Origin of the sequence: Candidatus Hydrogenosomobacter endosymbioticus, from assembly GCF_021654655.1 — a bacterium.
In the GTDB taxonomy this organism is placed as follows: domain Bacteria; phylum Pseudomonadota; class Alphaproteobacteria; order Holosporales; family GW7; genus Hydrogenosomobacter; species Hydrogenosomobacter endosymbioticus.
Map to the genome: position 1 here is coordinate 20,186 of NZ_AP025225.1, position 26,697 is coordinate 46,882.

Consider the following 26,697-nt stretch of genomic DNA (forward strand, 5'->3'; position numbering starts at 1 on the left):
TTCTGGTTTAGTAAATAACCTTCCGCTATGTTTACAACTAACGGCAAACAGTATGCAAACACAGCCATCAACCGCAACTATGTAAATAAATACAATTTTACGGGGAAGTGCCCAGAGCCGGAATTGAACCAGCGACACGTAGATTTTCAGTCTACTGCTCTACCAACTGAGCTATCTGGGCAAGAACGAGGCGTAGCCCGCACTAACAAAATACTAATTGACAGTTTCTGGAAAATCAATAGCCCAGAGCTATACTTAATGGTTGTCTAAAAATCGATGTTTGAGAATATGCGCTTTATGTCATATAAAGTTTGACTCTGTTCACAAAACAGCTCCAGCAAACAAAGTTGTTTTGTGTAGAATTTTTTACAGAGCTCTGCAAAGATTTCTATAAAAAGCGATTTTTGTTTAGTGGTCTTGCGGTAAGTGTTATTTAAACATAAATGTACGCAAAGCACGGTGAGAAGGATGATAGACATGCGGGAACCCAGCTCTGCTCCAGATTTTCCCGTTTTCTATTGTTGCTTGTAAGCTTACGCGCGGTGCGTTCTCGTGTATATAATAAAACAAAAAAACCGGCCCCCAAAGATAGAGAGCCGATTTCGGAAAAAAGACTCTATCCCCGCACACGAACAGGCTAGACTATTGTCTGCCTGCAAGTGTAGCGGATGCTGAACTAAATAATTACATAGCCCTGCAGGTTGGGAACTTGTACTTCAAAGTAACCATTGCAGTCAAGATCGTGGAGCGAAGCTTCAAACGAGCCTTCTGATCAAACATATTGGCAAATTTCTTAGATTCTTTTCTTCCAAACGAAACAGTGCTCTCTAGACCTGCGACGATGTTGTTGGTCAAATTGGTTTCAAAACCTCCACCAAACTGAGCATAATTGATCCAAATCGAACCACCTCTGTTCTTCTTACTCATATTCCAGCTCTTCTTCGCTAAAGGACTAGCATTCCTGATTGCTGCGTTGACTATTTTCATATCGTGAATTTCCCAACCAGCGAGCACGTATAGCAAAGTGTTATTGTTGACAATTCCACCAAGACGTACACCAGCGAGGAAAGACCCGCGATCCTGCATCCTGCACCTTCCGCTCACAACATTCAGCAAAGACTGTCCGGCTTGGTTAACTAGCACTACAGAAGGCATAGAGCTGTGCGCGCCATTAACGCTTCCGCCAGCAAAAAAACCTGTAACAATTGGAGAGTTTCTTAATTTGCAATCGAAACCAAACTTAAGCTGAAACGCAGGTGACAAAATTGTCCCAGAAAGATTTTTCCCAATTTTGTTATAGTACAACTGCTCTATAGAAGACGCCTCGCTCTGAGAATACGAATAGTTGTGGTTATCAAGCAGGGTTGACATATCGACAGCGTTCTTGAAAGATTGTTTCACTTTATTAGACGCAAGTCCGACACCGAGACCAACATATCCGCCGGAGCTAAAAGTCGTAGACGACTGTTGGGCGCCAGACATGATGTCCTGGTCGGCAGCGAAGGCTGCAATTCCAGATACAGAAGCTGCAAGAGCAGCGCAGAGCATACCAATTTTCAAATTCATAAAATTTCTCCTTTAAAACAACAACAGTAACAAACAAGACTACTGTGCGTATTGCTCAGTGATTTCACAATGACAGGACAAAAAAATCAATCCATTTCTAAAAAACGGAAAAAATTTTATCTGGAGTTGCTTTTTTGCAACAGTAAACGCAAAGCTTAGGTTGGAGTTGAACTTGAAAAATTCATATCTTGAATATAATGGAACAAAGGATAAAATCATAGTATACGTGCTAAATGGTGATTTTGTGAGAAAGAAAAAGGGCGGTCTGTCAAAAGGAAAATCTGGAGCCTCGCTGAACAACTTAGTTAACTATATAAAACTGTTCTTCTCTGTTTTTGGAGCGGGTGCGTTTTTGTATGTGGGATACAAATTTTTGTTTTCTAGTGACGGAAATATTGCTGCGTTGCCGCCGATAGTGCGCGGACCGTCGGAACCTATAAGGATAAAAATCCAGAATAAGAAAAATGGAGAGGAAGCGGCATCAAAATACGTGTATCGTCAAATAGAGAAAAAGTTTAAAGAGGGAGGGGCTCCTGAGAGGCTTCTTCCACCTTCTGAGGAGCCGATAGTAAAGGAGCGTATAGATGAAAAGCAAAAGGGCAAGGAATCTTACGCCGCTCAGAATGAACCTGTTCATAGCGCGAAAACGTCTGGAAAAGGGACGGATGAAGCGCTTCCGAATGACGAAACAGATGTGTCTGATTCTGTAGACAGTATACTGAACAAGCAAAGTGAAACTCTTACTGGAAAAGCTTCTGGCGATGAAGATTCGTTGCGTTTCGCTGGGTTATTTTCTGAGAATGGGAAAGTTATGGCGAAAATTGGATATGCCAGCAAATCTATTTCTGATGCTAAGTCTCAATGGAAAAAAATCGAGAAACTATTGCCAAAAAAGGTTGATTTCCCAGCGCCGTCTTTTGTGAAAGTGAATAAAAAGGGTAGAAACTTCTATTTTATCGTGATAAAAAGATTTAAGTCTAGAAAAGAGGTTGATCTTCTTAATTCTTACTTATCTAAAAAAGGAGTTAGCTGTGTTTGTGTGCAATAGGCCGGTGCTGCCTGTAATTTTTGGGGTTGCTGGTGAAGAAATTTCGGTTGAAGAGGCTGCTTTTTTCAAAAAGTATCCTCCAGCTGGATTTATTCTTTTTAAGAGAAACATATCTAAAGAAGAAAAGGTGAGGTCGCTTACAACTGCTATGAAAGAAATATCCGAAGAAGAAAGTATACCAATTCTTATAGATGAGGAAGGCGGAGACGTATCTAGGATAAAAGATCTGGAGGGCGCCCCGATTGGTAGGATTGTAAGTGAATATGAAAACTCTGCTTCTACGATCGAAGAGGCGGCATCTTTATGCGAGTCCAGTTACAAATCTATAGGGGAATTTTTGATTTCTCTTGGAGTGTCCGTTAATTGCGCTCCAGTGCTAGACGTGAAAGGGCCTGATACATATAGCAGTTTCAAAAACAGGTGTTTCAGCAGCGACAGTTCAACTGTCTCTTTGCTTGGTGCGGCTGCTATGAGAGGGCTTAAAACTGCCGGCTGCGTTTCTGTTATGAAGCATCTTCCTGGGTATGGTAGCTCCAGAAGCGACAGTCATTTAAAGTCAACAGTTATAGATAGTTTGCCAGATGGGCATATGTTTGCTTTTAAGAGATGTTCTGGAGAATGGCAGTGGGGTATGAGCTCGCATCCGATATTTCTGTCTATAGATAAGGAGCATAGCGCAACGTTTTCGAAAATAGTTGTTAATGAAGTTATACGCCGTCAGATTGGGTTTGATGGTTTTTTGCTTACGGATGATCTATGCATGGGGGCTCTTCATGCTTATAGCATGTGTGATAGGATAGAGATGTCTCTTGAGTCTGGACACGACTGCGCCCTTGTGTGTAGCGGCAGTTTACGTGATTTGGAAAAAGCGGTCGAAGGAATCCCTTTTATGTCCGATAGATCTGTTGAGAGAATGATAAGTGTATAAGAGTGTGCTTATATAACGTACATATTGTGAATTCAGCTGCGATATCATTTGCTGAGGAAAGGGACGCAGCGCTGTTGCTGGGTATATGTGTGTGGTGTTTCTGGAGTTTTGTCTAGGCCATTGCTGAAAACGCGGCTTTTATAGACTCTGCCAGTTTTTGTGTACACGATATCACGCTAATCTTGCGGCGGTTTATGCATGCCTCACTGACAGAGTTGATGCTGTTGCTCAGAGAAAGTGCGCTTATTTGAGACATTTCTATTTTGTCCAAGAGATTATTGCTAAGGTTCGTAGCGTGTGTCACAACAGCTCCGATATTCTTGGCTCCGGCGTTGTATAAAGTTGTGGACGTTTCGAGAAGAGTAGCCCCGGAATCAAGGATATCATCTATTATAATGCACTTTTTCTCTTGAACATTTTCTCCTAGGTCTATTTTTATTTTATTGCCTGGCAGGCGTGTTTTTTTACACGCAACAAACATTGATCCGAATGTTTTTGCAATATTTTTTGTGTATGCCGCTCTTCCACGGTCTGGAGAAACAAACGTAATTTCTGAAAGATCTGTAATGTTGGAGTGTGCGGCATGTTTGTCTATCATAAAGTCTGGATCGACAGAGACTAGCCTATTTGAACGCAGAGCTGTTAAGTTTTTATTGTGTATGTGAAGTGTTATTATCTTGTCGGCGCCGCATATGTTAAGCAAGTTGGCGACCGTGTTGGATGCGGAAAATTCACTGCCTAGAGGATGGCAATCTTGTCGTGAACAGCACAGGTATGGCACGCATACCAGCACGGTTTTTGCACCGATGGATTTTGCCGCATTAACTGTAAAAAGGGTTTTTATGAGGAAATTGTTGGGCGTATCGTCGAGCGGAGCTACGATGCAAACATTGCTCCTATACAAAGCTCTCCAATCGGCAGCTACGTATATTTCTCCATTGGGGAAAGTATGCGAGCGAGTGAAAAGCATTGATGCTCCGAGATATCTTCCTATGTTTTTTGAGAATTCTGCGCATGTATCCGAGGAGACCGCTATTATCGACATAGCCGTATTCGCCATTTATTTTTAGACGATGATACCAGAATTTATGATGCGTTTGCCCAAAATGACTGTGATTTTTTGCTCTGTTAATCAAATTTTCTCTGTTTGCATGGTATAGCTTTCCCAATTGCGCTTAAAAATGCCAATTAAGGAAAATGAAACGATTCTGTTTTGTGAGACTTTTTACTAATACAATGGCTGTGGCTGTTGTTGAATTTATAGTTTTTGTAAGCGTTAGTCGCGGGGAAAGCACTTTTACTGAACGCGGATCAAGATATGAGTTGACCATTGGAAACAAAAGCTTGATATTGAACGAACTGAATATGCCAAAATTCACAGAGTCTAAGATAGGGCTTTTTAGTTGTTATTTTGAAGTTCAGGCAACAAGGGATTCTGATAATGTCGAATATTACAGTTGGCTATATGACGACCTGGATAAGCAAGGAAATTTTGTTTTTACTAGAGATCACAGAGCAATTGCTGTGGAAGATGGATATTCGTATGAAACGGATGGAGGTATTGACGGATTTTTCAGTATAAATACAAAAATTCATGGAAACGAAACAGAACTTTCTGATGGTTCGAAGGATCAAAAGATAACAATTACGAGCGTATTTACTGCACTAGATGATTTAAAAAATGTGAAAATCGGGAGTTTCAATCATGTCAGTGGTGGAAGCGCGGAAAAGATCAGCAAAACATATAAAGGCAGTGAAAACTGCAATTTCATATGCGCTTATGAAAATAAAATAGGGGGGTATCCTGCTGTTGGAGTATATGTGCAGCCCTCGGATTCACCAAATTATAAGACATTCTCTGGGTATGGGTGGCGGCTTGACGAGGCTAATATAGGGAGCCCTATTTCTGCAGAAAGCAATTATAGAATAGATGCTTTTGCCCTAGGATCAGACTCTGACCCAGAGTCTAACAGTATAACGTCGTTTTCTATGAAGAATGGAGAGCAAGTCGTTCTTAAAGTTTGTTTGCGCGGTGTCCCTGGAACATATTTATCGTCTACTGAGTCCGTTGATGAAGTCGGAAAGTATATGGTCCCTTATCCGCCTACTCCATCGCGACTCAGTCTTAAAGAGGCGGTTAAGCTTTGGTTTGAAACCCTCATATCTACTAGATGCCCTATAGATCCAAGGGCTGCGGCAATATGGAGGCAAATACGGTTTAGAGTGGAAAATCTCGAAGAATATAGAAAAGCGCGTGCGCACGAGGTATGTAAAAGATATGTGGAATAAGTCTTGCGAAGGAAATGAAATCTTCGAGGATTGTTGCTGGGCTAGTTTGGGTTAGTGTTTGACGAAGCTTAGGACTAGCGTCGTTTTCTTTTCAGGATCTGGAGTAGTATAATTTCCACGTAGGCTGATTATAATGGGGCGCTTCGTGAATAGGTCAATATTTCGAGAGTATGATGTAAGGGGGACATTCATGAAAACTCTGTTTCCAAAGGACGCTTTTGACATAGGGGTTTCGTTTGGTGCTCTTTGCGCAGTGAAAGCTGGAGACGGCTGCGGGGAGCTATTGGTTTGCGTGGCTCGCGATGGACGACTAAGCAGCCCTGAGCTTTTCGAAAATCTTGTGCGAGGACTTGTTAGCGCTGGCGTCACGGTTATAGATTGTGGAGTTGGCCCGACTCCGTATTTGTATTGGACAGATTTTTATTTGAGGCCAGCCGGCGCTGTGATGGTTACAGGTTCACACAACCCGTCATCTGATAATGGGTTTAAGCTGACTGTAAAACAGGCTCCTCTTTTCGGGGATGCTCTTAGGGCTATGTGCGATATGTCGACTCAGTTCATTGGAGGGGACCGTCAGAAGCGCGGTAAGGTTGTTGAGTGCGACTATAGAAACTTATATGTTAATGCGCTGATAAACTCTGTGGAGCACGGACTTCATGGATTTTGCGAAAATATAGTTTGGGATCCTGGGTTTGGAGCTAGCGCAGAAATTTTACACATGATAGCGGCGCGCCTTCCTGGCAATCATTTTATTATAAATGGTAAAATAGACGGATCCTTTCCTGGAGCAACTCCTGATCCAACTGACCCTGGTCGCGTGGAACGTCTTAAAGAATTCATAGCTACGCATGAATGTGCGGCTGGGTTCGCTTTTGATGGTGACGCTGATAGGCTTGTCGTAGCAGACGAGTTTGGCGAAATTCTTGCAGGAGACGAACTGTTTGCTCACTTTATCAGCCATAAATTGGCTACAGATGGAGGGAAATGCAACTGTATTGTAGACGTTAAATTTAGCGATATTTTAAAATTTGACCTTGAGCACAAAGGAGCGAAAATAAGGCAAGCAAAAACAGGCCATGTTCATATAAAATCATCTATGCGAGAGTTAGAGAGGTCAATAGCTGGCGAAGTTAGCGGGCATTATTTCTTTTCAGATGATTGGAATGGTTGTGACGATTCTATCTATGCGGCACTTAGGTTTATGAATGTGATGAAGGCAAACAACAGGAGATTGAGTGAATGGAGCTCTCATCTTCCTCCCAGATATGCGTCGAGAGAGCTACGGCTTAATTGTCCTGAAGATGTGAAGTGGAAGGTAGCGGAAAATATAAAATGTCGACTGGAAAATGTTTCTATATCTGAAATAGATGGTATTAGAATTACGTGTGACGACGGGTGGTGGCTTGTTCGTCCATCGCAAACTGAGGAAAAGGTTGTTGTGCGCTGGGAGAGCCCGACTGTTGATGGATACAGCAAAATGGAGCGTCGTATAATGATGTTGCTTAGATCTTCTGGCGTGGCGGTGTAACTTTATGCTGAAAACAGACCGTGCATGGTAGATTATAGTGCCGGATTTGTACGTGCTTGGTGCATACGGTTGACTGCTTGGATTTCTGTTGAGGAGTATTTGGTTTGTATTTGTAATTAACGTTTTGACTTTTTCTGCGATTTCATACAGAATCTGATTCGAGGGCTTGGTCTTTAATTGTTGATTAATGATATTTTTTCTGGACAGCGTTTGCTTAAGAGATATAAAAGAGGCTTGTAGTACTGGGTTGATTGATGGTATAACCACAAACCCTTCTCTTATTGCTAGGTCTGGCGTCGATATGGACAGCGTTGTGCGCGACATATGTTGTGAAGTGAGCGGTCCCGTTAGTGTTGAGGTGATGTCTGATGGGGTGGACGGAATGCTGTCTGAAGCCGACAGGTTTCTCGAGTTTGGAGAGAACGTGGTGGTAAAAATTCCTGCTAGCGCCGATGGGTTTGTTGCATGTAAGCGCCTGTGCGATCGCGGAGTGAAGGTGAATATTACTTTATGTTTCTCTGTTGTGCAGGCGCTTTTGGCCGCTAAGGCTGGTGCAGAGTATGTGTCTGTGTTTATAGGAAGAGTGGATGATGCTGGATATGATGGGTTGCGGGAGCTTTCGGATATTCGTGAAATGTATGATAATTACGGGTTTCGAACAAAAATCCTTGCAGCATCTGTCAGAAGCGTTTACCACATCGCAGAGGCGGCTAAGATAGGCGCAGATGTTGTTACGATTCCAATGAAGGTTTTTCGTCAGCTTAGTTCTAATCTTTTTACTGAGTCTGGAATTCGATCTTTTTCCAAGGATTGGAAAGAGTACATGTCGAGCGGTACGGCGAAAGCAAGGGACGTTCGTTGTGTTAAAGAAGTTTGTTATATGGAGTGACTGCTATGATATTTCCTGAACATCCCTAAAACTTTTGGCGCTTCCATGGCGTCTTTAGTACGATTTTGAAATGGATTTTTGGTTTAATAAGTGGGGCTGGTTCGTTTTTGTGCTGGCTTTACGGCGGGGGTTTTTTGTTTTTTGTCTCGCTGGTGGTTTACGTTCAAAAACAGGGAGTTGTTGAGAGCTATGACTGGGGTTTCTGATAATTCAAGGAAAGAAAAGTCATATTTACTTATCGAAGATAAAGTTGGCCAAATACAGGATGCTTTTGACAGCGGTATCGTGAATAGCGTGTTCGTCAAGAATCTTGTTGTTGGTCTTCATGCCAGCGAAATTGCCCAGATAATCCAGTATATAGACTATTCTTATAGAGAAGCCCTGATAACTCTTTTGAAACCGTTTGATCCTGAGGTGTTTTTGTTTCTAGATGAGCACCTTAGGGAAGAACTCATAGCGGTTCTTTCTAGCAAGGAAATAGCGGCTATTGTGGAAGTTATGGAAAGTGACGATGCGCTTTCTATATTGCTTGATTTGGATGAAGAACAGCAAAGGAAAATCCTAGCTAAGCTTCCGAAAACTGTTGGCAATAGTCTTGAGAGAAAATTACGGTACCCTCCGGAAAGCGCAGGGAGGCTTATGCAAAATGAGGTTCTTGCCCTTCCGCAAAGCTGGACAATAAAGGCAAGCCTGGAGTATATAGCAAATGAAGGGTCTTTGCCGTCTAATTTTCATGATGTATTTGTTGTTGATGAAGAGAACAGACCGGTTGGAGTTCTTTCTCTTAGTAAGCTTGTAAAAAGCGTAAAAAAGGATCTCTTGCAGGACGTTATGACCGGTTCTGTGCGCACCATAAAAGCACAATTGAACCAGGAAGAAGTTGCTTTTTTGTTTAGGTCATACGACCTTATGTCTGCGCCTGTGGTCGATGCGGACGGAAAAATTGTTGGCATGATAACCATAGACGATGTCGTGGACATAATTGAGCGCCGCGCGGAAGAAGAAATAATGCATATGGGGCGCATAACTACTTCTGATTTTTACATACCTGTTTTTAGGACCAGCCTTATACGAATTCAGTGGCTTATTGTGGCATTTGTTGACGCTATTCTGTCATCAGTGGTTATAGACCAATTCCAGTCTACTTTTGAGGGGCGTGCCGCTCTCACAGTACTTATGCCAATAGCGGCTGCGATGGGAGGTAATTCCGGGATCCAGTCTGTAACTGTGACCGTCCGCGCTCTTGCAACGCGAGAACTTAGCTCTTTGAATATGTGGAGGTTTGCTGTAAAAGAGTTGGCTGTATCTATGTTGAATGGGTCTGTGTTTGCTGTTGTTATTGGGTTGATAAGCTTTATATGGTTTCATGAGCTTTTGATATCGGTAGTTTTGAGTAGCGCTGTTGTTTTTAGTATGTGTTGGGCCGGATTTGCTGGTACGTTCTTGCCAATATTTATAGAAAAGCTCGGATATGATTCTGCTCTTAGCTCTGGCCCTCTTTTGTCTATGACAACCGATATACTTGGGTTTACATCTTTTTTGTGGCTTGCGCAGGTGCTTATTTTATAGGAGTAACGCGGTGTAACGGCAAATGGGCGGCGTGGAGAGATGGATAAGCGTTCGGTTTTTGTGGCTATCTGCTGTTGGTTGCGGGCCCGTTTCTCCTCTCGTATGCGGGACGCAAAATGTTGCAGCACCGATGCGTGAGCTGAGGTTATCTAAAAAGTACAAACTATATTCTGGAGATTATGATGGTTTTATCTCTGCTTTCCTCTCCTTTATGTATGAAAACCGATGACTTTGGTACTTCGAAAAATTTGGAAAGTTCGTTTAGCACAGCTTTGTTTGCTTTTCCATCTTCCGGTGCGGCGGTTACATACACCCTGACAAGCTTGTCTCCATACTGTCCTGACTCCACTAATACCGTGTTTCTCGATGCTTTTGGAGAAACTCTAACTCGAAAACGTACAATTTTTGTTCGTGAAAGTTCGCTTTTTATCTCGTGAAGATAGTCGCCATCCATTTAAAAAACCTTTTTTTGTGTTGTGGTTCTGTATGCCAACTCATTATAGTCACTCAGCTGGTAATTTTATAGCTGGATTTTCATTTTTTGGCAGTATTTTTACGAGGACTATCTGATTTTGCTGTTTGCGAAGTATTTTTATTTCAAAGCCATTTATTTTGACAATGCTTCCCGTCTCTGGTATCTCCCTCGTTTTTTGAAGAATCAGACCAGCAATAGTAGCCGCATTTTCACACTCAAGGTCCCAATTATACTGCCTTTTAAGGTCTCGAAGAGTAACCTCTCCGCTAACTATATAATGCCCCTTGGATGTAACTCTTACTCCAGAAATTTTTATATCGTGCTCATCCAGTATTTCACCGACAATTTCCTCAAGTATGTCTTCAAGAGAGATCATTCCTAATAGGGCTCCATACTCGTCAACGACAAACGCTTGATGTTTATGCTTTTCACGGAATAGTTGAAGTTGGGCAAACAAAACTGTCGACTCCGGTATGAACCAAGGAGAAGACGCTAGAGATGCGAAATCTATATCTGCCGGTTTCGAGTTTTGTAATGCGCGAGCAAGGTCTTTGACATTTACAACTCCTACAATATTGTCCGGACTCCCTTTCCATAGTGGTATGCGCGTGTATGTGCTTTTAAGTATCTTGTTACACAATTTTTCGGTTGGCGTTTCTATGTCAAAGGAGACGATATTTTTTCTGTGTATCATTATTTCTTCCACAGAAACATGTGACAAATCTAATATGCTGTTTAGCATAGCCCTTTCGTGAACGACGGCGCCATCTCCGACATGCAGGTCTATCGCTCCGCGCAGCTCATCTAGATTCGATTTAAGCGGCTGCGACTTTATGCTTATACCAAATGTGGACAGGGAAAATCTTGCTATTTTATCTATTACTACTGTTACGGGGAACAAAAAATTTCTCAACAGTTCAAGCCAGCTGGCAAGAGCTATCCCAACTTTTTCCGGATTGCGATATACGTATATTTTCGGCAGTACCTCAACATACACTGTTATGAACAAGGCGATAAAAAACGACGCAATAACAACCCCTATTTCTCCTGTAAGTTCAACTAAAACATGAGTTGCAAGAGCCGTTACCCCAGCTATTAGCCACGTGTTTGCAAGAAGAACGCTGCTTATCAACGTAGACATATTATCCTGAAGAGACAGAAGCAGCATGGCGCGCTTATGCCCTTTTTTGGCCAGCTGATATAATCGCAACCTTGAAGATGCTGTCACAGCTGTCTCGCTCGCAGATAAAACGGCAGCGCACATCACGGCTATAATGCTAACTATAATCGAGATAACTAAGCTCATGAATTTGGGTACAAAAACTCCTTGAGCGCGGAAAGCACGCGCATAACCGTATCTTGATAAGTCTCATCATCGCTCTCAACATGGATATCCGCAAGCCGATATACCGGATATCTTTCTTCTGTTATTTTTTGAAGAGCGGCCTCTATACCCTCTTCTTCGAACATCTTGGGCTTTGCCTTTCGAGACTGTATCCTAAGGGCTATGGTGTTTATATCTGCCTTAAGCCAAACAGTTATAGCAGATTCCTGTAGTAATGAACGAGTAGACTCGTTCATAAAAGCGCCATCACCAGTTGAAAGGACATGAACCGGCTGCGTCTCTATCAGCCTCTTTATGACTTTGAATTCGACGTCTCTGAACGCGGCTTCTCCCCACTGATCGCAGATACTCGCAACGCTATACCCGCCAGACGCAGCTTCCACTTCCTGGTCTGAGTCAAAAAATGGCATCCCAAGCTTTTTGGCCAATCTCCTGCCTATAGTGCTCTTTCCAGACCCCATCATACCAATTATTGCTATGATCTTCGGAACATAAAAAGGAGCGAAATCGTAAATCTTCATTGATTTTTCCCCCCGCGTCTCATACACTAGCAAAAACACCGCGAATAGACAATAGATCAATATGGTAAAGTCGAAGGTAAAGTCAAAGTGGAATTGGTGGAATTTTTTCAGAAGCTTATCTTCTGCAAAGGCGGTGGTGCTCGTAACGGTTGCTGGCGTCTGCTTCATAGTTTTCGCTATATTTGTATTGCTATACTTCGTTCCTCCTGTCCAAAAAGTTGTAGAGAAAGAAGTTCCTAAAAGCGTGTTTATCAAGAGAAACAACAATACGGAGAAATATGGCGACGATACATATAAAAATCGGGATGTTGGCGAAGAAATTGTGAAAGATAGAGCAAGTTGACATTTCTATGTATGAAAATTGTGATTGTATTTTGCAGAGTTGCTTTTTGGTGGCTGGAGTAGGCTATGGGAGAGGGCTCTAGGAATTGGGTTAGCTCGTTTGAGTGCGAGAATATAAAATTGGCGGAGTTGTTCTTAGAGATGATGGCTAGCGAAAGAGGCGTGGCTAAGTATACTATTCAGGCATATAAAACAGATGTTAGAGGCTGGATAGAATTTTTGGGTAATCGGGCTGTTTCGCATGCTACGCGTGCAGAAGCCGAAGAGTATGTCTTGATGATGAATTCTGCTAGCTTGAAAACAAGGTCAATCGCTCGAAAGATATGTGCGCTTCGTCAGTTTTATAAATTTTTAATATCAGAGGACTTGGCTCTAGTTCATCCCTTTGATGACGTGTGCGTATCGATAAGACAAGATATTTTGCCAAAAATTCTTTCTATGACGGATGTATCGACGCTGCTTGAAAGCGCGCGTAGAGATGCTTCTGCAGAAGGAAGAAGAACGTGGGCGATAGTGGAGCTTTTGTATGCGACAGGTATCAGAATATCAGAGCTTGTCTCGCTTCGTATGGGGTTCGTTTGCGACATTATGAAGGAGAGTTTTGAAGGGTATGTGAATATAAAAGGTAAAGGAGGGAATGAACGTATTGTTTTTACTACGCAAAGATCGATAGAAGCCGTGCGAGCATATGTTATGATACGACCGCTGTTTTTAGACAAAGAAGAAAATGATTTTTTGTTTGCGTCTAGGGGAGCTACAGGACATATAACTCGCCAAAGAGTAGGGCAGATTTTAAAGCAACTTGCTGCTAACTGTGGCATTGCTAATGAAAAAATATCTCCGCATGTTTTAAGACACGCCTTTGCAACACATTTGCTTGAAAACGGGATGGATATAGTTTCATTGCAAAGCTTGTTAGGACATAAAGACATTTCAACGACTCAAATATATACGCATGTTAGCAATTGTAGGCTTTCTGAAGTTGTTGATAAATTTCATCCTCTTGGAAAGTCGGAGCATAAAAATGAAGAGTAAGCATTCGCGTAATTACAATAGCAGAGCTAATAGAGCTAGACACAGCTTTCAGAATATGGAAATCATTTGGGGAACCCATGCTGTCGCTGCGGCCCTTAGAAATCCTCAGAGAGTTATAGACAGGCTTTGCTATGTTGGAGAGATGGACGAGGCGATACGAGCTCTTGCCGAAAAGAAAAATGTGGATTTTTCTGCGGTTACGAAAGATGAAATGCGGGAGCTTCTGAGAGTTGGCGTGAATTCTGTTCACCAGGGAATCGCGGCGGTAGCTCGTCCATTACAGCAAATTTCTGTAGGCGATATTTGCAGGCACAGATTTGTCTTGCTTTTAGACCATGTCACAGATCCTCACAATGTAGGCGCCATATGGAGAAATGCTGCTGCGTTTGGAGTTGGAGCTGTTGTCATGACAAAGCGCCATTCTCCGTCTATTACTGGAGTAATCGCTAAGGCCGCTGCTGGAGCGCTTGATTTTGTCCCGTATGCATATGTTTCGAATCTTGCAGTTACAATCGAATTATTGAAAAAAAACGATTTTACAATCATAGGGCTGGACGAAAGTGGAAAAACGCCTGTGGATAGTTTTTTTGACGCTATGATTGCTCCTCCTGTCGCCCTTATAGTTGGAGGGGAAGGCTCTGGTATGCGCCATCTTACAAAAAAATCGTGTGATTTTCTCGCATGTATTCGTACAGACCCTGAATTTTCTACATTAAATGTATCATGTGCAGCTGCTGTGGGGATGCATGCTATTTGGCGAAAAATATGTGGATAGCCTGTTATTAATGTTCTTTTTATTGTTTTTTGCTATTATTTATACACTATATGTGTGTGTAGATTTTTAACAAAATGAATGGCGATAGAAAAGTTTTATTAATTGCGTTTAGTACGACGCTATTAGCTGTGGGAAATATAATTATTAACCAGGAGGCATATGCTTTTTGCACAATATCTAAAATACAAAATAAGACAGTTGTTGCTGAATGTGACGAGAAAGACGATATAAAACAGTCTATTCAAGAAGTGTTGGATTCTGTGCGTATGGAAAAAAGAAAAACCACAGATATGAACCTGATTTTGAGAGGTGACCCTTTTAATTTGGTAATTGGAAACAGCTCTATGGAGGTTAAAGCGAAAAATAGAGGCGCTAGTTGGACCGCAAAAACAAGTGATGGCACAGAATTGTCGTCCGGAGGTGGAGCCTTGGAAAAACCAGAGCTAAAACAACAGAATACAAGCGATGATCGGCAAATAAATTCGATGTATTCTTTAGAAAAACAAGCAGAAAAAGAAAAAATTAATGCTGAGCGTTCAAGTATAAATAAAATGATGGAGAAAATGGTTTTTCAAAAGCAAGAAGGAAATATTTCTGAAGCAAAAGTTACGGCAATGGAAGCGCTTGGAAAATGTGCAGAAATTATACGCAGCGGCGATCCGGCACTTACCAGCGGCATCGTTAATCTGGATTCTCAAATACGGTTGTTTATTCAGGACATAGAGATTGGTAAATGAGCATATAAGTGTAGCGAGTGATAGGTGCGTTGCACTGAAATCCTTATATATCGACATTATGCCATACGGAGATAACATCTTCGTTATCTTCTAAAAGGTCTATCATGTTTGTGAACGACTTTGCTGCGTCATCGCATTGAAGCGATACAGTTGATGTTGGGCTCCAAACAATCTCTGCAAATCTTGGTGTTCCAAATTCTTTTTCCAATGAATTTTTTAGTAAAGAGAACTCCTCAATTTCGCAAAACACCATGACCTCTCCATCTTTTTCTTCTATTTCTCTTGCTCCTAAATCTATGGCAGAAAGCTGAACTGCTGACAAGTCGCAGCTGTGTTCAGATGAATATACTATCAGCCCTAGGTGTTCAAACATAAAAGAAACGCTGTTTTGCTCTGTGAGGCAGCCTCCATTTTTATTGACTATTGTGCGCACCTCGCATGCTGTACGATTTCTGTTGTCAGTCGAGGCTTCTATTATTATTGCGCTTCCGTCTTGATGTTTAGCTTCATAGCGCACATCTTCATATGAATTTTCCGCTCCATCTCCGCATGCGCGTTTTATAGCTCTTTCTATGGTGTCTTTTGGGACGTTTGATTGGCGAGCAGAGGCTAATGCTGTTCGAAGCTTCGCGTTTGATTCTGGGACAGATCCTCCTTCTTTTATAGCTGTATGAATGTCTTTTATGATTTTGGTAAATTGCTTGCCCCTTTTTATGTCTTGGGCTCCCTTCCTGTGCATTATATTTTTAAACTGAGAATGTCCAGCCACTTTGTTCTCCACTCGTCTGGTTATCTAATCTATGCAACGTCCGAATCCGCAAGGCAAGAGTATAAAGAGCCTCTCTTTAAAATATTCTCTGTCATCTCGCGGATAAGAGATTGTATGACGTTTTCGCAAGTGTCTATGGATTTTACCATCCCTACGCTTTGGCCAGCCATGACAGATCCCGTTGTGACGCACCCCTCAATCGCTGCTTTTCTAAGAGAGCCGGCCCAAAAGCGCTCTATCTCTAGCTGCGCGCTCTCCTTAGAAATTTCTCCAGAGTCGAACAAGGCAATAACTCTCTTTTGCATTTCTATAAATTCGCGCATTCCATCATTTTCAAGCGCTCGCACAGGGGCGACAGTGAACCTGTTATCGAGCTGAACAGACACTATGGCGTCGCGTGAATTGGCTCGTATAAAGGCGTTTTTAAAATTTTCGTGCGCTATTGATTCAGCTGTGCATACAAACCGTGTGCCCAACTGGCATCCGCTCGCTCCCATTTCTATGTAGGACAAAATTGTTGATCCGCTTCCTATTCCGCCAGCTATGAAAATTGGTACTTCAGAAATGAGAGTCGGTAGGATTTCTTGAACCAGCACGCTTGTTGAGACAGAGTTTATATGGCCTCCAGCCTCGCTTCCCTCTATTACAAGAGCGTCAACTCCAGAGCGAACGAGCCTTTTTCCTATAAGTGGAGACGTCGCAAAGCACACAACAGCAACGCCTGCTTTATGAAGCGCGTCTATAGAAGCTTTTTGTGCCAGCCCTCCGCCAAAGAAAACGCATCTAACTTTTTCTTCGCAGCAAACAGCTATTAATTCGTTGATATTTGGGTGAAACGCTATGACATTAACGCCGAATGGAAATATTGTCTTTTTCTTAGTCTTTTGAATCTCTTCTTTAAGCATGTCTGGAGAGAGAGAGCCTCCGGCAATTACTCCAAATCCGCCAGCATTAGATATTGCAGATACAAGATTATGTTCAGAGATCCACGCCATAGCTCCGCCGAGGATAGCATAGCGGCTTCCTAAAAAGTCTGTGCCGCGCTTCCACATGCTGGATATAAGCGAAAGCGCATTGTCTTTAATATGATCTCGGAGGCCGCTATTTAAATACTCGGACATAACCAACACCTCCACATCGACGAAACCCGCTAAGCGCTAGGGTAAATGATATCAGAATTAAGCGCGTAGTTCAATTTTGCTGTGTTGGACTCGTTATGTGTGCGCGCTTTTTTGTTGTGGAGCGATGAGCTGTGTATTAGTGTTGATCAATTGCTTGAGGTTGTTTCAGTTGTTGTCTGGGAGCAGTTTTTTGTAGAACTCGTTCAATTGCTTGATTTACTTGTTTGGTATACCTTGGATTAGCTTTCATTATACTGGCATTGTGTATTAATTCTTTTAAACTGAGTCGCTGCGGATTTGCCATAGGAGCTTCTATTATCATGCTGGATTCGGACTTTTGCGCATTACTTTCTATTTCTGGGCCACGTAAATAATCGGGTCCATTTAATTGCGCGAGGTTTAGCGGTGGAACTTTTACCTTTGTAGGGTGGCTTGATTTTATAGGATTCTTCACCTCTATTAGCATTGATTCAGGCTCAGGCATTTGTTCAGTAAGCTTTTTTAGGATTTCTGGAGTAAGCTCTCCCTTTTTTGATAGTATTTCCATAGACCCCTTGCTTATCTTTAAGCGGCTTCTTTCTTTTCGCATTTTTTGTTCTTCCTGGGATTTTTTATTTTCCTTTTCATTAAGCATTCTCATAGCATCTGCATACAAAACGTTTCCTATTTTTTTCTCATCAATTCCTTGTAGTATAAGTTCTTGGTTGCGGCGCGCTCTAGCGAAGCTGGCCAGTTTTTGTGATTTTGCTGAAGGTTTAAATTTTGCCTTTAACTCATCATTGTTTGAGAAGTTGCCGAATTCAGAGTAATTGGAGGCAGGACTCTTGAATCTTTCTGATTTAGAAAAAGTGTATGCTCCGGCGGCGAAAATACTTGATGTGGAAAATATTCCAGATATTGCTAGCGAAGGAATAATTATTGAAATAATTTTGTTCATGGCATTTATATTACATTGTTTATTTTTTAATAATATAATATAAATGCGCTTTTTGCAATTGAGGCTAGTGGCAATTCTTTGAAAATAAAGAAATGATTTTTTGATTTTATTAAAATAGCGAAGCATGAGTGTTTGTTTTTATATCAATAGGCTTCTAAATTTTTATTGTTTTTTTACTATTTCTTTTATTTTTTCGAAGGTGCCTATAATTGTTTCAAGAGACTGAATGACATACTCCATCTGCTCTTTTTGATTTTGTATAGAATTAATCGCGTCTTTGTCATAAAGTTTGCTTAAGTATGGATTTGTTGTATTGCGTAGCATGGATATCATTTTATCAGCGTTCCATATGAAATTATCCATTTCTTCTAGATTTAGTTCGGCGCCCCTTCCTTGCTCTGCTAGAGAGAGCTTTCTTTTTGATTCTGCAAGCGCTTTTGGCATTTCCATGAAAAGGGTATTTATCATAAAGGGCTTTGAATTTTTTTGTAAAAGATAATGATTTTTTTGATTTATGGCAGTAGCACCATTTTGTGTGGGTTTTCCTATTTCTTTTTTTATTTTGCGATATAGCTCCTTTATTTCTGCGTTTTTCGTTAGATGCACTATATCATGGTATGGTTGATTAGATTGTTGAAATTCCCAAATTTTCATATTCTTTTTTACGTCTTGTAGAATTTTTTCTTTGAGTTCTGGCTGTGCTGATTTCGCTGCATTTAGGGCGCCTGTGAAGAATTCTAGCGCTTTTTCTGAAAAGAAATTTAATTCATTAAAATAAGCTTGTTTTAAAGGGTCTTTTTCTAGACTTTCCTTTATTTTTTCTAAACTTGACTCGTTGTTTTGCGAAACGGGACCTTCTTTAATTTCCATTTTTTCTTTATTGCTGCGCAGTTCTTCCAGAGCTGTTTGTAGCAATTTTTTTCTTGCAGCGTTAGCTTCTTCTTTTATTATAGGTCTTTCTATAGCGGGATCAGGCTCAGTTGTTGATATTGGAAATTCCTCTTTATATTCTTCTTCTTGTTTTTCTTGCCCTGCGAAAAGATTAGATGATGTCATTGCAGCAATCAGCAATAGAAAAGATTTTTGTAGCATTTTTACATTTTTGTTAATATTATTTTCTTATATTATAAGATTTTTTATTTATTTTTATGTTAATTTGATTTGTGGGATTTTTATTTATAAATTCGACTGCTTCTTGGTGGCTTCTTATCTCGAAGACTATGTATTTTGTTTGCTAAATGTGATACCGTTACCGTGTGTGCGTGTTTCATAGTTGAGAGAGGTGATTGATGGCTCGTAGGCGTGCGGCAAAAAAGCGTCCAGACCAACCGGATGCCAGGTTTTTAGACCATGTTTTTGGCAAGTTTATAAATGTGCTGATGGAGGAAGGGAAGAAGTCTGTCGCGGAGTCTATTTTTTACAGGGCGTTGGAATATATAGAAGAAAAAAACGCTGGCGCAGATGCGAAACAGATGTTTCATGATGCGATTGCGAATGTGAAGCCGTCTTTTGAAGTTCGTTCACGTAGGGTTGGCGGCGCTACATATCAGGTGCCTATTCCTGTTTCTCCTTTTAGGTCTCGTTCGCTTAGTATAAGGTGGTTGATTCAAGCTGCGAGGGAGAGATCGGAGCGGTCTATGGAGCGAAGGCTTGCTCTTGAAATTATGGATGCTGAGAAAAAGACTGGTGCCGCGATAAGGAAAAGAGAAAATACTCACAAAATGGCTGAAGCTAATAAAGCTTTTTCCCATTTTCGGTGGTAGCATAGCTCTTCGTGTCGTGTTTTGCTTGTTTTTACGGGCATGCCGTAATGTGACTGTTTGACGCTTTGTGGTGTGTTGGACGGCTGTTTTTTGTGGAATGGACTGTTTCTTAGTGGGGGCAGAGGTTTGTTCTTTGGGTTTGTGCTGTGTTTATTGTGTTGGTTCGGATGAACTGAGCGCTGGCTTGCGGCAAGATAGAGTGCCGGTCGCTCTTATGCTTTGCGCGTTAAAGCTGTCTGATAGGTTAGATTACTTTTTTCTTGATAGATGCTTGCTGGAGGTTTTTAGAGGTACCACTTTTTGCTCTGGGCGGGATAATGACAGGCTTTTGCTTGGTACGTTTTTTGTGATAACGCTTCCAGCCCCGATAATTGACGTTTCTCCGACTTCAATTGGCGCTATGAGAGACGAGTTGCAGCCTATGAAAGCGTTATTTCCTATTACTGTTTTGTGTTTTGAGTGGCCGTCGTAATTTGCCGTTACAACTCCAGCTCCGATATTTACATTGCTTCCTATGCATGAATCGCCTATGTAGCTTAGGTGTTTTACTTTTGAACGAGGGCCAACAGAAGACCTCTTTATTTCTACGAAACTTCCCGCAGTGCTTCTGTTGTGCAAAACCGTGTTTCCGCTTATTAGTGCGAACGGTCCTATGGAGCAGTGTTCGCCGATAGTCGCGTTACATATGTATGAAAATGGTAATATTTCGGCTCCTTCGTGTATGTGCACTCCCGGCCCTATACACACATTGGAATGTATTGTCACATCTCGCTCTACTACTGTGTCGTAGGACAGAAATATCGTGTCTTTTCCATATAAAGTAGCGCATCTCTGCAAAGCTTTTTCCCGAAACCTTTTTTGCAGAATATCGTGCGCATGGGATAGTTCGGCTCGAGTGTTAATTCCGCATAATTCGTTTGCCGGAGCTTCAACTGATATAACGGAGTAACTATTGTCGGTTGCTAATCGAACGATGTCTGTTAAATAATATTCTCCGGACAAATCATTTTTTTTGAGCAAAGGACAAAGCTTCTCTGCAACATTGATATCTATTAGCAAAATTCCTGAATTGCAAAGAGGTATTAGCTTTTCTTCAGAAGAGGCATTTTTGCATTCCACTATTTCTGTTACTTTTCCATTTTTCTCTTTTATGCGCCCATACCCCGATGGGTTTTCTGGATACATCGCCAGTATCACTATCGCGGCCTCTGGGTTTTTTTTCTTTGCTTCGAACAAAAGCTGAATACTTTCGGTTGTTATTAATGGAGCGTCTCCATATAAAACCAACGCCATCTCGCTGGAGGTTCTTTTTTTCTCGATAAAAAGAGAGCTTGACGCGTTGTTTGCTAGAGCTCGCTGTTCTGCGTCAATGGTGACGGGCCCGGTGCAGAGGGACCCTTGTTGGCCTAATAGTCTAAAAAGGGCAGATCGAAAAGCATCTCCAGTTCCCAGCGCATCTTTTTGTCGAACGCATACTGTATCCGCTATTTCTGGAGAATCTTTGGAAATAACTGAAATTATGCTGTTGTAATCGTATGCAAAAAACCTAGCAACGTCTAGAACATAGTTAACGACTGGTTGCCCACATAAATCATGGAAAATTTTGCTTGTACTTGAATTAAATCTCGAAGAGCGCCCGGCAGCTAAAATAAACACAGCTGATTTATTGTTACTCAACACGAGATAAACCCCCGAAATAATAGACCACCGATAATGAGTGCGCTTTTTAATCTACGAAAATGCCGCAAAAATACAAAATCTTTTCAGTAAAAGCAAAAAATATACTTCATAGACCTGGAATATCTAGCCCTTGAGGCACCTTAAAACCTCCGAAAACTTCTTCCCTTTTCTTTTCTAGTTTTTTATAAGCGTCGTTGTGCGCCGCAACTATGAGGTCCTCTAGAACCTCCGCGTCTTGGAGGATGCCTGCGTCTATTGAGATCTTCTTCATGGCATGCGTTCCTGATAAAACTATAGTAACAGCGCCGCCGCCAGAGCAACCAGATACCTCTGATTCTGACATAACTTTTTGGGCCTCGCTCATTTGTTTTTGAAGCTGCTGCGCCTGCTTCATCATTCTTGAAAAATCCATGTGTCGTAAATCAAAGCAACCACTAGTTGGGAATTATATATTCAATTCTTGACGCGGTCTAATATTTTCTCACTTCTTGTTGTCTTGAGTGGAGCAATGTTAAAAGAAGCAGCTTGAGAATAACCGATCCATGATGAGCTTTCCACGGAGTAATCCTGTCTCTTATTGCTGCTGGTTCGTATAGATCGATGTATCGAGCCGCAAAACTCGACTATATCTGTTTAGTGTGCTTTGTCGCTTATTGAAAATCCGTAATACTTTAAAAACCTTTGGTCGTTGCAAAAAAAATCTCTCAGGTCTCCTATTCCATACTTCACCATTGCTAGCCTCTCTACCCCCATTCCAAAGGCGAATCCAGTTATTTTATCATCCTGTATACCGCAATTTTTGAATACATCTGGATGAACCATACCGCACCCTAAAAGTTCTAGCCAGTCTCCCTCCATCCCGACTTCTATTTTACCGGAGACTCTTCTGCACGGCACGTCTACTTCCATAGAAGGCTCTGTAAAAGGAAAAAAACTTGCTCTGAAACGAAGCTTCATAGTTCGATCGAAAAATCTTCTGCAAAACTCTTCTAAACACCATTTTAAGTGCGCCATAGTCACTCCATAGCCAACGGCCAGTCCTTCTATCTGGTGAAACATTGGAGAATGTGTGTTGTCGTAGTCCGGTCTATATACTCGTCCAGGAGCTATTATACGAAGCGGAACCCCGAGCTTTTGCATTGACCGTATTTGGACAGACGATGTTTGGGTGCGCAAAAGCGCTCCACTGTCGAAATAAAATGTATCTTGATCCGACCGTGAAGGGTGATGATGAGGTACGCACAAAGCGTCAAAGTTGTAGAAGCTTGTCTCTATTTCAGGCCCGTCTTGGACAGAAAACCCAAAAGATGAAAATATCTCTGTTACTTCTTCGATGACGTGCGTTATAGGGTGCTCTCTTCCTTCGTTGCTTTGTTTATATGGAGCTGTCATGTCAATAGTTTCCGATAGCAACGCTCGGTTTAAAGCTTCTTCTTCCAGCGTTCTCTTTTTTTGTGCTATCGCATCCAGGACGGCGGTCTTGACTTTGTTTAGTTCTTTTCCTTGCTCTGCCTTATCTTTTCCAGAGAGGAAGCGCAAGGAGTTAATGGCTTCTGTTATGCTTCCGTCTTTTCCAAACATGCTGAGGCGAGCTTTTTCTAAGTCCTCTAAAGAGGATGCGTTCTCCAGGATATACATAATCGAACCAAGATCAAACTTCATGCTGCATGCCAACTGTTTCTATATCGACCTAGTATAAGAATTTATTGCAGAAAAAACTATATTGCTCAGTAGTTCTTCGCTTATAGACATTTTTGTGCTTTGAGAGCGCGAAAAAACGCATTCTCAGTGTTGAATTTTTTCAGCAACTTTCCTACAATCTGCTAATCGTTTTTGTGTGCAGTGTACGCGTCTATGCCAAAGAGTTTTCTTATTACGAAAAAGGGTTTTGAGAGGTTAAAGGATGAGCTGAAGCACCTTAAGACCGTTGAGCGGCAAGAAGTGGCGAAAGAAATTGCAGATGCCAGAAAGCATGGGGATTTTTCTGAAAATGCAGAGTATCACGCGGCAAAGGAAAAGTATGCGTTCATAGAAAACCGCATTGCAAAAATAGAACAACGATTGTCTAGCGTCGAAGTTGTGGATGTGTCGTCTGTTTCTGGCCCGAATATATGTTTCGGAGCTTTTGTTAGGCTTATAGATGACGTAACTAGGGTTCCAGTTACCTACCAAATAGTTGGAGAAGACGAAGCTGACATAAAAAGGGGACTGTTATCGTGTGAAGCTCCTTTGGCCAAGGCTCTTATAGGAAAGAAAGAGGGAGATGTTATAGAGTTCGTTACTCCAAATGGCGAAAAATGTTATGCGATAGATTCAGTGTTTTATGAACAGCAGACGTAAAGGGTCGTTTTTGCGCTGTGTTTAGTTTGTGTTTATGTGCTACATCGTGGGATCTGTTGTTTTGGTGGAGAAGGAACGCAGAGAAGCCTGTACTTTGTGGTTGCTAGCTTGGTTTTCTATGATAAACTAGGTTATCCTGCGTTTTTTGGGTTTGAATATGTATAAAGGTGTGTTTTTACCGAAAACCTCTTTTCCGCTGAAGGGCGGGCTTCCGATTAATGAGCCTAAACTTCTCGAGTGGTGGGAGAAGATAGATATTTACTCTGTGCGCAGAAGAGCTAGGGCCGGAGCCGCAAAGTTCGTACTCCACGACGGGCCGCCTTATGCTAATGGAAGGATACATATCGGTCATGCGCTTAACAAAATTCTTAAAGATATTACAAACCGTTGCAAGTTTACTATGGACGGGCTTGACGCTGTATTTGTTCCAGGATGGGACTGTCACGGACTTCCTATAGAAGCAAAAGTCGAAGAATCTGTGAGTGAAGTTGGAGCGCAATTATCGATCGAGCTGCGTAGGAAATGTCGCGAATTTGCAAATCATTGGCTGTCTGTTCAAAAAGCTGAATTCAAGCGTCTTGGTGTTTTAGGCGATTGGGAAAATCCTTATAAAACTATGGATTTTGAGTTTGAAGCTAGAATAGTGGAACAATTCTTTAAGATGCTGGAAATGGGTTACGTGTATCGCGGAGTAAAACCTGTTATGTGGTCTGTTTCTGAGCAAACAGCTTTGGCCGAGGCAGAAATTGAATATAAAGACGTTACTTCTAAGTCCGTTAATGTTGGATTTCCTGTGTGCGACGCTGACGATCAAAAACTTGTTGGAGCCAAAGTAGTTATATGGACTACTACTCCGTGGACGATTCCTGCTAATCGTGCAATTTGTTATGGAGAGAGTTTGCAATACGTTCTTATTCGAGTGACAAGCGTTGGAGATATGGCGCGAGTTTGCGTTGGGGATAGCCTGATAGTGTGTGGTCAGCGTCTGGAAGAACTTTGCAAACTTGCGACGATATCTAGTTATGATATAGAGCGCCAAATTAGCTCTGGTGAGCTTAGAAATATTGTTTGCAAGCACCCTCTTTGCGAAGAGGGCTATTGTTTTGAAGTTAGGCTATTTCCTGGTGAGCATGTTACGGACGAAGTTGGCACAGGCTTTGTGCACACTGCTCCTGGGCATGGAATCGAAGATTTCGGTATAGCGCAAAAATACGGAATAGAAATTCCAGAAATTGTGGCTCCTGACGGTAAGTTCGTTCATTCTGTCCCATTGTTTGCTGGTATGCACATATGGAAATCCTTTGCTGATATAGAACTTGCGCTTATAAAACACTCGGCTCTTATAAGCTGTTCAAACTATAAACACAGCTATCCGCATTCGTGGCGCTCTAAGCAGCCTCTTATATACAGGACAACGCCGCAATGGTTTATTTCTCTTGATGGAGAGCGCGATCTTCGAGCTGCCGCTCTTGCTATCATACCTAACGTTAGATGGAGACCCGAATCTTCGGAGAATCGGATTTCATCTATGGTTCAAGGGAGACCAGATTGGTGTATTTCTAGACAACGCAGATGGGGAGTTCCTCTTTGTTTATTTGTCGACAAGGATACAGGTAAACCGATAATTAATAGCGACATGAACTCGCGGATAGTTGAACTTATAGAAAAACAAGGTTCTGATGTGTGGTTTCTTGATGAGATATTCGATATCCTCCCAGACGGAGTGCGTCGATCATCTGTTGAAAAAATAGACGATATAATAGATGTTTGGTTTGAATCTGGTGTCACCCATATGGTCGTTCTTCGCGGAAGCAGCGATTTGTCGTGGCCAGCAGACCTTTATTTTGAAGGATCAGACCAGCATAGAGGTTGGTTTCAATCATCGCTTCTTACGTCTGCTGCATTAGAAAAACGTGCTCCGTTTGAGGAAGTTGTTACTCATGGATTCGTTATCGACGAAGACGGAATTAAAATGTCAAAATCTGGTAGCAATGGCGTATCTCCTCAAGACGTGATAGCGAAAATGGGAGCTGATGTTCTTAGGCTATGGGTGGCGAGCTCTGACTATAGCGGAGATGTTAGCGTAGGAGAAACTATACTAAAACACACAGGAGATATGTATAGGCGCTTTAGGAATACTTTGAGATATCTCCTTGGTGGTCTTGACGGTTTTACAGTAGAAGAAGTGGTCGGCCTAGATGAAATGCCTATTGTAGAAAAATGGGTGCATCATAAGCTTTTTGAATTGCAGAAAAATGTCAAAAAGTATGTAGACGAGTATGACTTTAAGGCGGCGGTGCACGCTATTCATCATTTTTGTAACAACGACTTATCTGCTTTTTATTTCGATGTGCGCAAGGATTCGCTTTACTGCGATTGTGAGTCGGCGGTTAGAAGGAGGGCTGTGCGCACTACATTTTTGCACACATTTTTTATACTCATACATTTATTAGCGCCATTTCTTTGTTTTACGTCAGAAGAGGCTATGCATTCGTTCGCTATCGATGTTCTAGGGATAGATCCTATGAGCGAAATAGTTGGGCAAAAAAATAGTGCTTTGATGGAATATGTATTGGAAAAAGGATTATGTGTATGTGGTAAGTTTTGGAGCGTTCATTTGAGTAAATGCTTTGATATTCCTTTCGGATGGAAAAACGAGGCTGTTGAAAAAACTGTAAGCAACCTTAGAGAGATTAGATCTGCAGTTACAGAAGCTCTGGAAAAATCAAGAGAAAACAAAGAGATTACTTCAAGCCTTCAGGCTAGCGTCAGCGTATACTCACCTTCTCGTTATAGCGGATTTGAGGACGAGATTTCTTTGGCCGAGCTGTTTTTGACGTCAAATGCGGAGATGTTAGGAATAGGTGACGCTCCGCGTGATTCATATGATTGTTCTGGTGGTGTGAAAGTTGTTGTCAAAAAGGCTGATGGAGAAAAGTGTGACAGGTGCTGGAAAATTCTTCCAGAAGTGAAAATATCCGAAATGCGATTGTGTAAGCGTTGTTTGTGCGCGGAGAGTTCAGATTAACGTAAACCAATT

At 41.7% G+C, this 26,697-nt stretch carries 25 protein-coding genes and 1 tRNA gene; 13 read left to right on the forward strand and 13 right to left on the reverse strand.

Annotation, left to right across the window (positions count from 1 at the left end; all coding sequences use genetic code 11):
* Positions 1 to 108: 108 nt before the first annotated feature.
* Both HYD_RS00075 and HYD_RS00080 read right to left on the reverse strand, forming a co-directional pair.
* Positions 109 to 181, reverse strand: a tRNA-Phe gene (locus HYD_RS00075).
* A gap of 503 nt (positions 182 to 684) precedes the next feature.
* Positions 685 to 1,566 (reverse strand): hypothetical protein, encoded by an 882-nt coding sequence (locus tag HYD_RS00080; RefSeq protein WP_236865095.1) that lies wholly within the window; start codon positions 1,564 to 1,566, stop codon positions 685 to 687.
* A gap of 172 nt (positions 1,567 to 1,738) precedes the next feature.
* On the opposite strand from HYD_RS00080, the gene HYD_RS00085 reads away from it, so the two are divergent.
* Positions 1,739 to 2,614, forward strand: coding sequence for a hypothetical protein (locus tag HYD_RS00085; protein WP_236865096.1), 876 nt, complete (start codon positions 1,739 to 1,741; stop codon positions 2,612 to 2,614).
* A complete protein-coding gene (locus tag HYD_RS00090; RefSeq protein WP_236865097.1) occupies positions 2,598 to 3,542 on the forward strand; it encodes a glycoside hydrolase family 3 N-terminal domain-containing protein in 945 nt (314 codons plus the stop codon). The genes HYD_RS00085 and HYD_RS00090 overlap by 17 nt, the downstream gene beginning before the upstream one ends.
* Before the next feature lie 112 nt (positions 3,543 to 3,654).
* On the opposite strand, the gene prs is transcribed toward HYD_RS00090, so the two are convergent.
* Positions 3,655 to 4,587, reverse strand: coding sequence for a ribose-phosphate diphosphokinase (gene prs / locus HYD_RS00095; RefSeq protein ID WP_236865098.1), 933 nt, complete (start codon positions 4,585 to 4,587; stop codon positions 3,655 to 3,657).
* A 152-nt stretch (positions 4,588 to 4,739) separates the two neighbouring features.
* On the opposite strand from prs, the gene HYD_RS00100 reads away from it, so the two are divergent.
* The 4 genes from HYD_RS00100 to mgtE all read left to right on the forward strand — a co-directional run bounded on the left by HYD_RS00100 (position 4,740) and on the right by mgtE (position 9,817).
* Positions 4,740 to 5,831, forward strand: coding sequence for a hypothetical protein (locus HYD_RS00100; protein ID WP_236865100.1), 1,092 nt, complete (start codon positions 4,740 to 4,742; stop codon positions 5,829 to 5,831).
* A 145-nt stretch (positions 5,832 to 5,976) separates the two neighbouring features.
* On the forward strand, positions 5,977 to 7,359 hold the full coding sequence (locus HYD_RS00105; RefSeq protein WP_236865103.1) for a phosphomannomutase/phosphoglucomutase: 1,383 nt from the start codon (positions 5,977 to 5,979) through the stop codon (positions 7,357 to 7,359).
* A 187-nt stretch (positions 7,360 to 7,546) separates the two neighbouring features.
* Entirely contained in the window at positions 7,547 to 8,248 is a 702-nt protein-coding gene (locus tag HYD_RS00110; RefSeq protein WP_236865105.1) for a transaldolase family protein, read from the forward strand.
* A 141-nt stretch (positions 8,249 to 8,389) separates the two neighbouring features.
* Positions 8,390 to 9,817: a magnesium transporter gene (gene mgtE / locus HYD_RS00115; RefSeq protein WP_236865107.1), complete on the forward strand. Its 1,428-nt coding sequence runs from the start codon at positions 8,390 to 8,392 to the stop codon at positions 9,815 to 9,817.
* A gap of 163 nt (positions 9,818 to 9,980) precedes the next feature.
* Here mgtE and HYD_RS00120 read toward each other — a convergent pair whose 3' ends face one another.
* Genes HYD_RS00120 through HYD_RS00130 form a run of 3 tightly spaced genes read right to left on the reverse strand, consistent with a single transcriptional unit; the run spans position 9,981 to position 12,158 of the window.
* Positions 9,981 to 10,271, reverse strand: a complete 291-nt coding sequence (locus HYD_RS00120) for a DUF167 domain-containing protein (protein ID WP_236865109.1) — start codon at positions 10,269 to 10,271, stop codon at positions 9,981 to 9,983.
* 49 nt (positions 10,272 to 10,320) lie between these two features.
* Positions 10,321 to 11,598 carry an HlyC/CorC family transporter gene (locus HYD_RS00125; RefSeq protein ID WP_236865111.1) on the reverse strand — a complete coding sequence of 426 codons (1,278 nt, stop codon included), beginning with the start codon at positions 11,596 to 11,598 and terminating at the stop codon, positions 10,321 to 10,323.
* Entirely contained in the window at positions 11,595 to 12,158 is a 564-nt protein-coding gene (locus HYD_RS00130; RefSeq protein WP_236865113.1) for a shikimate kinase, read from the reverse strand. Before HYD_RS00130 ends, HYD_RS00125 begins: the two co-directional genes overlap by 4 nt.
* Before the next feature lie 61 nt (positions 12,159 to 12,219).
* Here HYD_RS00130 and HYD_RS00135 point away from each other — a divergent pair, with 61 nt between their 5' ends.
* The 4 genes from HYD_RS00135 (at position 12,220) to HYD_RS00150 (ending at position 15,047) form a co-directional block, all read left to right on the forward strand.
* Positions 12,220 to 12,501, forward strand: a complete 282-nt coding sequence (locus HYD_RS00135; RefSeq protein WP_236865115.1) for a hypothetical protein — start codon at positions 12,220 to 12,222, stop codon at positions 12,499 to 12,501.
* 65 nt (positions 12,502 to 12,566) lie between these two features.
* Entirely contained in the window at positions 12,567 to 13,535 is a 969-nt protein-coding gene (locus HYD_RS00140) for a tyrosine recombinase (RefSeq protein ID WP_236865116.1), read from the forward strand.
* On the forward strand, positions 13,525 to 14,310 hold the full coding sequence (gene rlmB / locus HYD_RS00145) for a 23S rRNA (guanosine(2251)-2'-O)-methyltransferase RlmB (protein ID WP_236865117.1): 786 nt from the start codon (positions 13,525 to 13,527) through the stop codon (positions 14,308 to 14,310). Before HYD_RS00140 ends, rlmB begins: the two co-directional genes overlap by 11 nt.
* 128 nt (positions 14,311 to 14,438) lie before the next feature.
* Positions 14,439 to 15,047: a hypothetical protein gene (locus tag HYD_RS00150; protein ID WP_236865118.1), complete on the forward strand. Its 609-nt coding sequence runs from the start codon at positions 14,439 to 14,441 to the stop codon at positions 15,045 to 15,047.
* Positions 15,048 to 15,090: 43 nt separating this feature from the next.
* On the opposite strand, the gene HYD_RS00155 is transcribed toward HYD_RS00150, so the two are convergent.
* The 4 genes from HYD_RS00155 to HYD_RS00170 form a co-directional block, all read right to left on the reverse strand.
* On the reverse strand, positions 15,091 to 15,816 hold the full coding sequence (locus tag HYD_RS00155; RefSeq protein ID WP_236865119.1) for a YebC/PmpR family DNA-binding transcriptional regulator: 726 nt from the start codon (positions 15,814 to 15,816) through the stop codon (positions 15,091 to 15,093).
* A gap of 29 nt (positions 15,817 to 15,845) precedes the next feature.
* Positions 15,846 to 16,937, reverse strand: a complete 1,092-nt coding sequence (locus tag HYD_RS00160) for an NAD(P)H-dependent flavin oxidoreductase (protein ID WP_236865125.1) — start codon at positions 16,935 to 16,937, stop codon at positions 15,846 to 15,848.
* A 136-nt stretch (positions 16,938 to 17,073) separates the two neighbouring features.
* Positions 17,074 to 17,874, reverse strand: a complete 801-nt coding sequence (locus HYD_RS00165; RefSeq protein WP_236865127.1) for a hypothetical protein — start codon at positions 17,872 to 17,874, stop codon at positions 17,074 to 17,076.
* 162 nt (positions 17,875 to 18,036) lie between these two features.
* Complete coding sequence (locus HYD_RS00170) at positions 18,037 to 18,930, reverse strand: hypothetical protein (RefSeq protein ID WP_236865128.1); 894 nt, start codon at positions 18,928 to 18,930, stop codon at positions 18,037 to 18,039.
* Positions 18,931 to 19,163: 233 nt separating this feature from the next.
* Here HYD_RS00170 and rpsG point away from each other — a divergent pair, with 233 nt between their 5' ends.
* Positions 19,164 to 19,637: a 30S ribosomal protein S7 gene (gene rpsG / locus HYD_RS00175; RefSeq protein ID WP_236865130.1), complete on the forward strand. Its 474-nt coding sequence runs from the start codon at positions 19,164 to 19,166 to the stop codon at positions 19,635 to 19,637.
* Positions 19,638 to 19,886: 249 nt separating this feature from the next.
* Here rpsG and HYD_RS00180 read toward each other — a convergent pair whose 3' ends face one another.
* The 3 genes from HYD_RS00180 to pheS all read right to left on the reverse strand — a co-directional run bounded on the left by HYD_RS00180 (position 19,887) and on the right by pheS (position 22,979).
* Positions 19,887 to 21,317, reverse strand: coding sequence for a bifunctional UDP-N-acetylglucosamine diphosphorylase/glucosamine-1-phosphate N-acetyltransferase GlmU (locus HYD_RS00180; protein WP_236865132.1), 1,431 nt, complete (start codon positions 21,315 to 21,317; stop codon positions 19,887 to 19,889).
* Between the two features lie 106 nt (positions 21,318 to 21,423).
* Positions 21,424 to 21,729 carry a YbaB/EbfC family nucleoid-associated protein gene (locus tag HYD_RS00185; protein ID WP_236865133.1) on the reverse strand — a complete coding sequence of 102 codons (306 nt, stop codon included), beginning with the start codon at positions 21,727 to 21,729 and terminating at the stop codon, positions 21,424 to 21,426.
* Positions 21,730 to 21,950: 221 nt separating this feature from the next.
* The gene (pheS, locus tag HYD_RS00190; protein WP_236865134.1) at positions 21,951 to 22,979 is read right to left on the reverse strand and encodes a phenylalanine--tRNA ligase subunit alpha; all 1,029 of its coding nucleotides are present in this window, start codon (positions 22,977 to 22,979) and stop codon (positions 21,951 to 21,953) included.
* 192 nt (positions 22,980 to 23,171) lie between these two features.
* Between pheS and greA the strand changes: the two genes are divergently transcribed.
* Positions 23,172 to 23,657, forward strand: coding sequence for a transcription elongation factor GreA (gene greA / locus HYD_RS00195; protein ID WP_236865135.1), 486 nt, complete (start codon positions 23,172 to 23,174; stop codon positions 23,655 to 23,657).
* 157 nt (positions 23,658 to 23,814) lie between these two features.
* Positions 23,815 to 26,685 (forward strand): isoleucine--tRNA ligase, encoded by a 2,871-nt coding sequence (gene ileS / locus HYD_RS00200; protein WP_236865137.1) that lies wholly within the window; start codon positions 23,815 to 23,817, stop codon positions 26,683 to 26,685.
* The last annotated feature ends 12 nt before the right edge of the window (positions 26,686 to 26,697 follow it).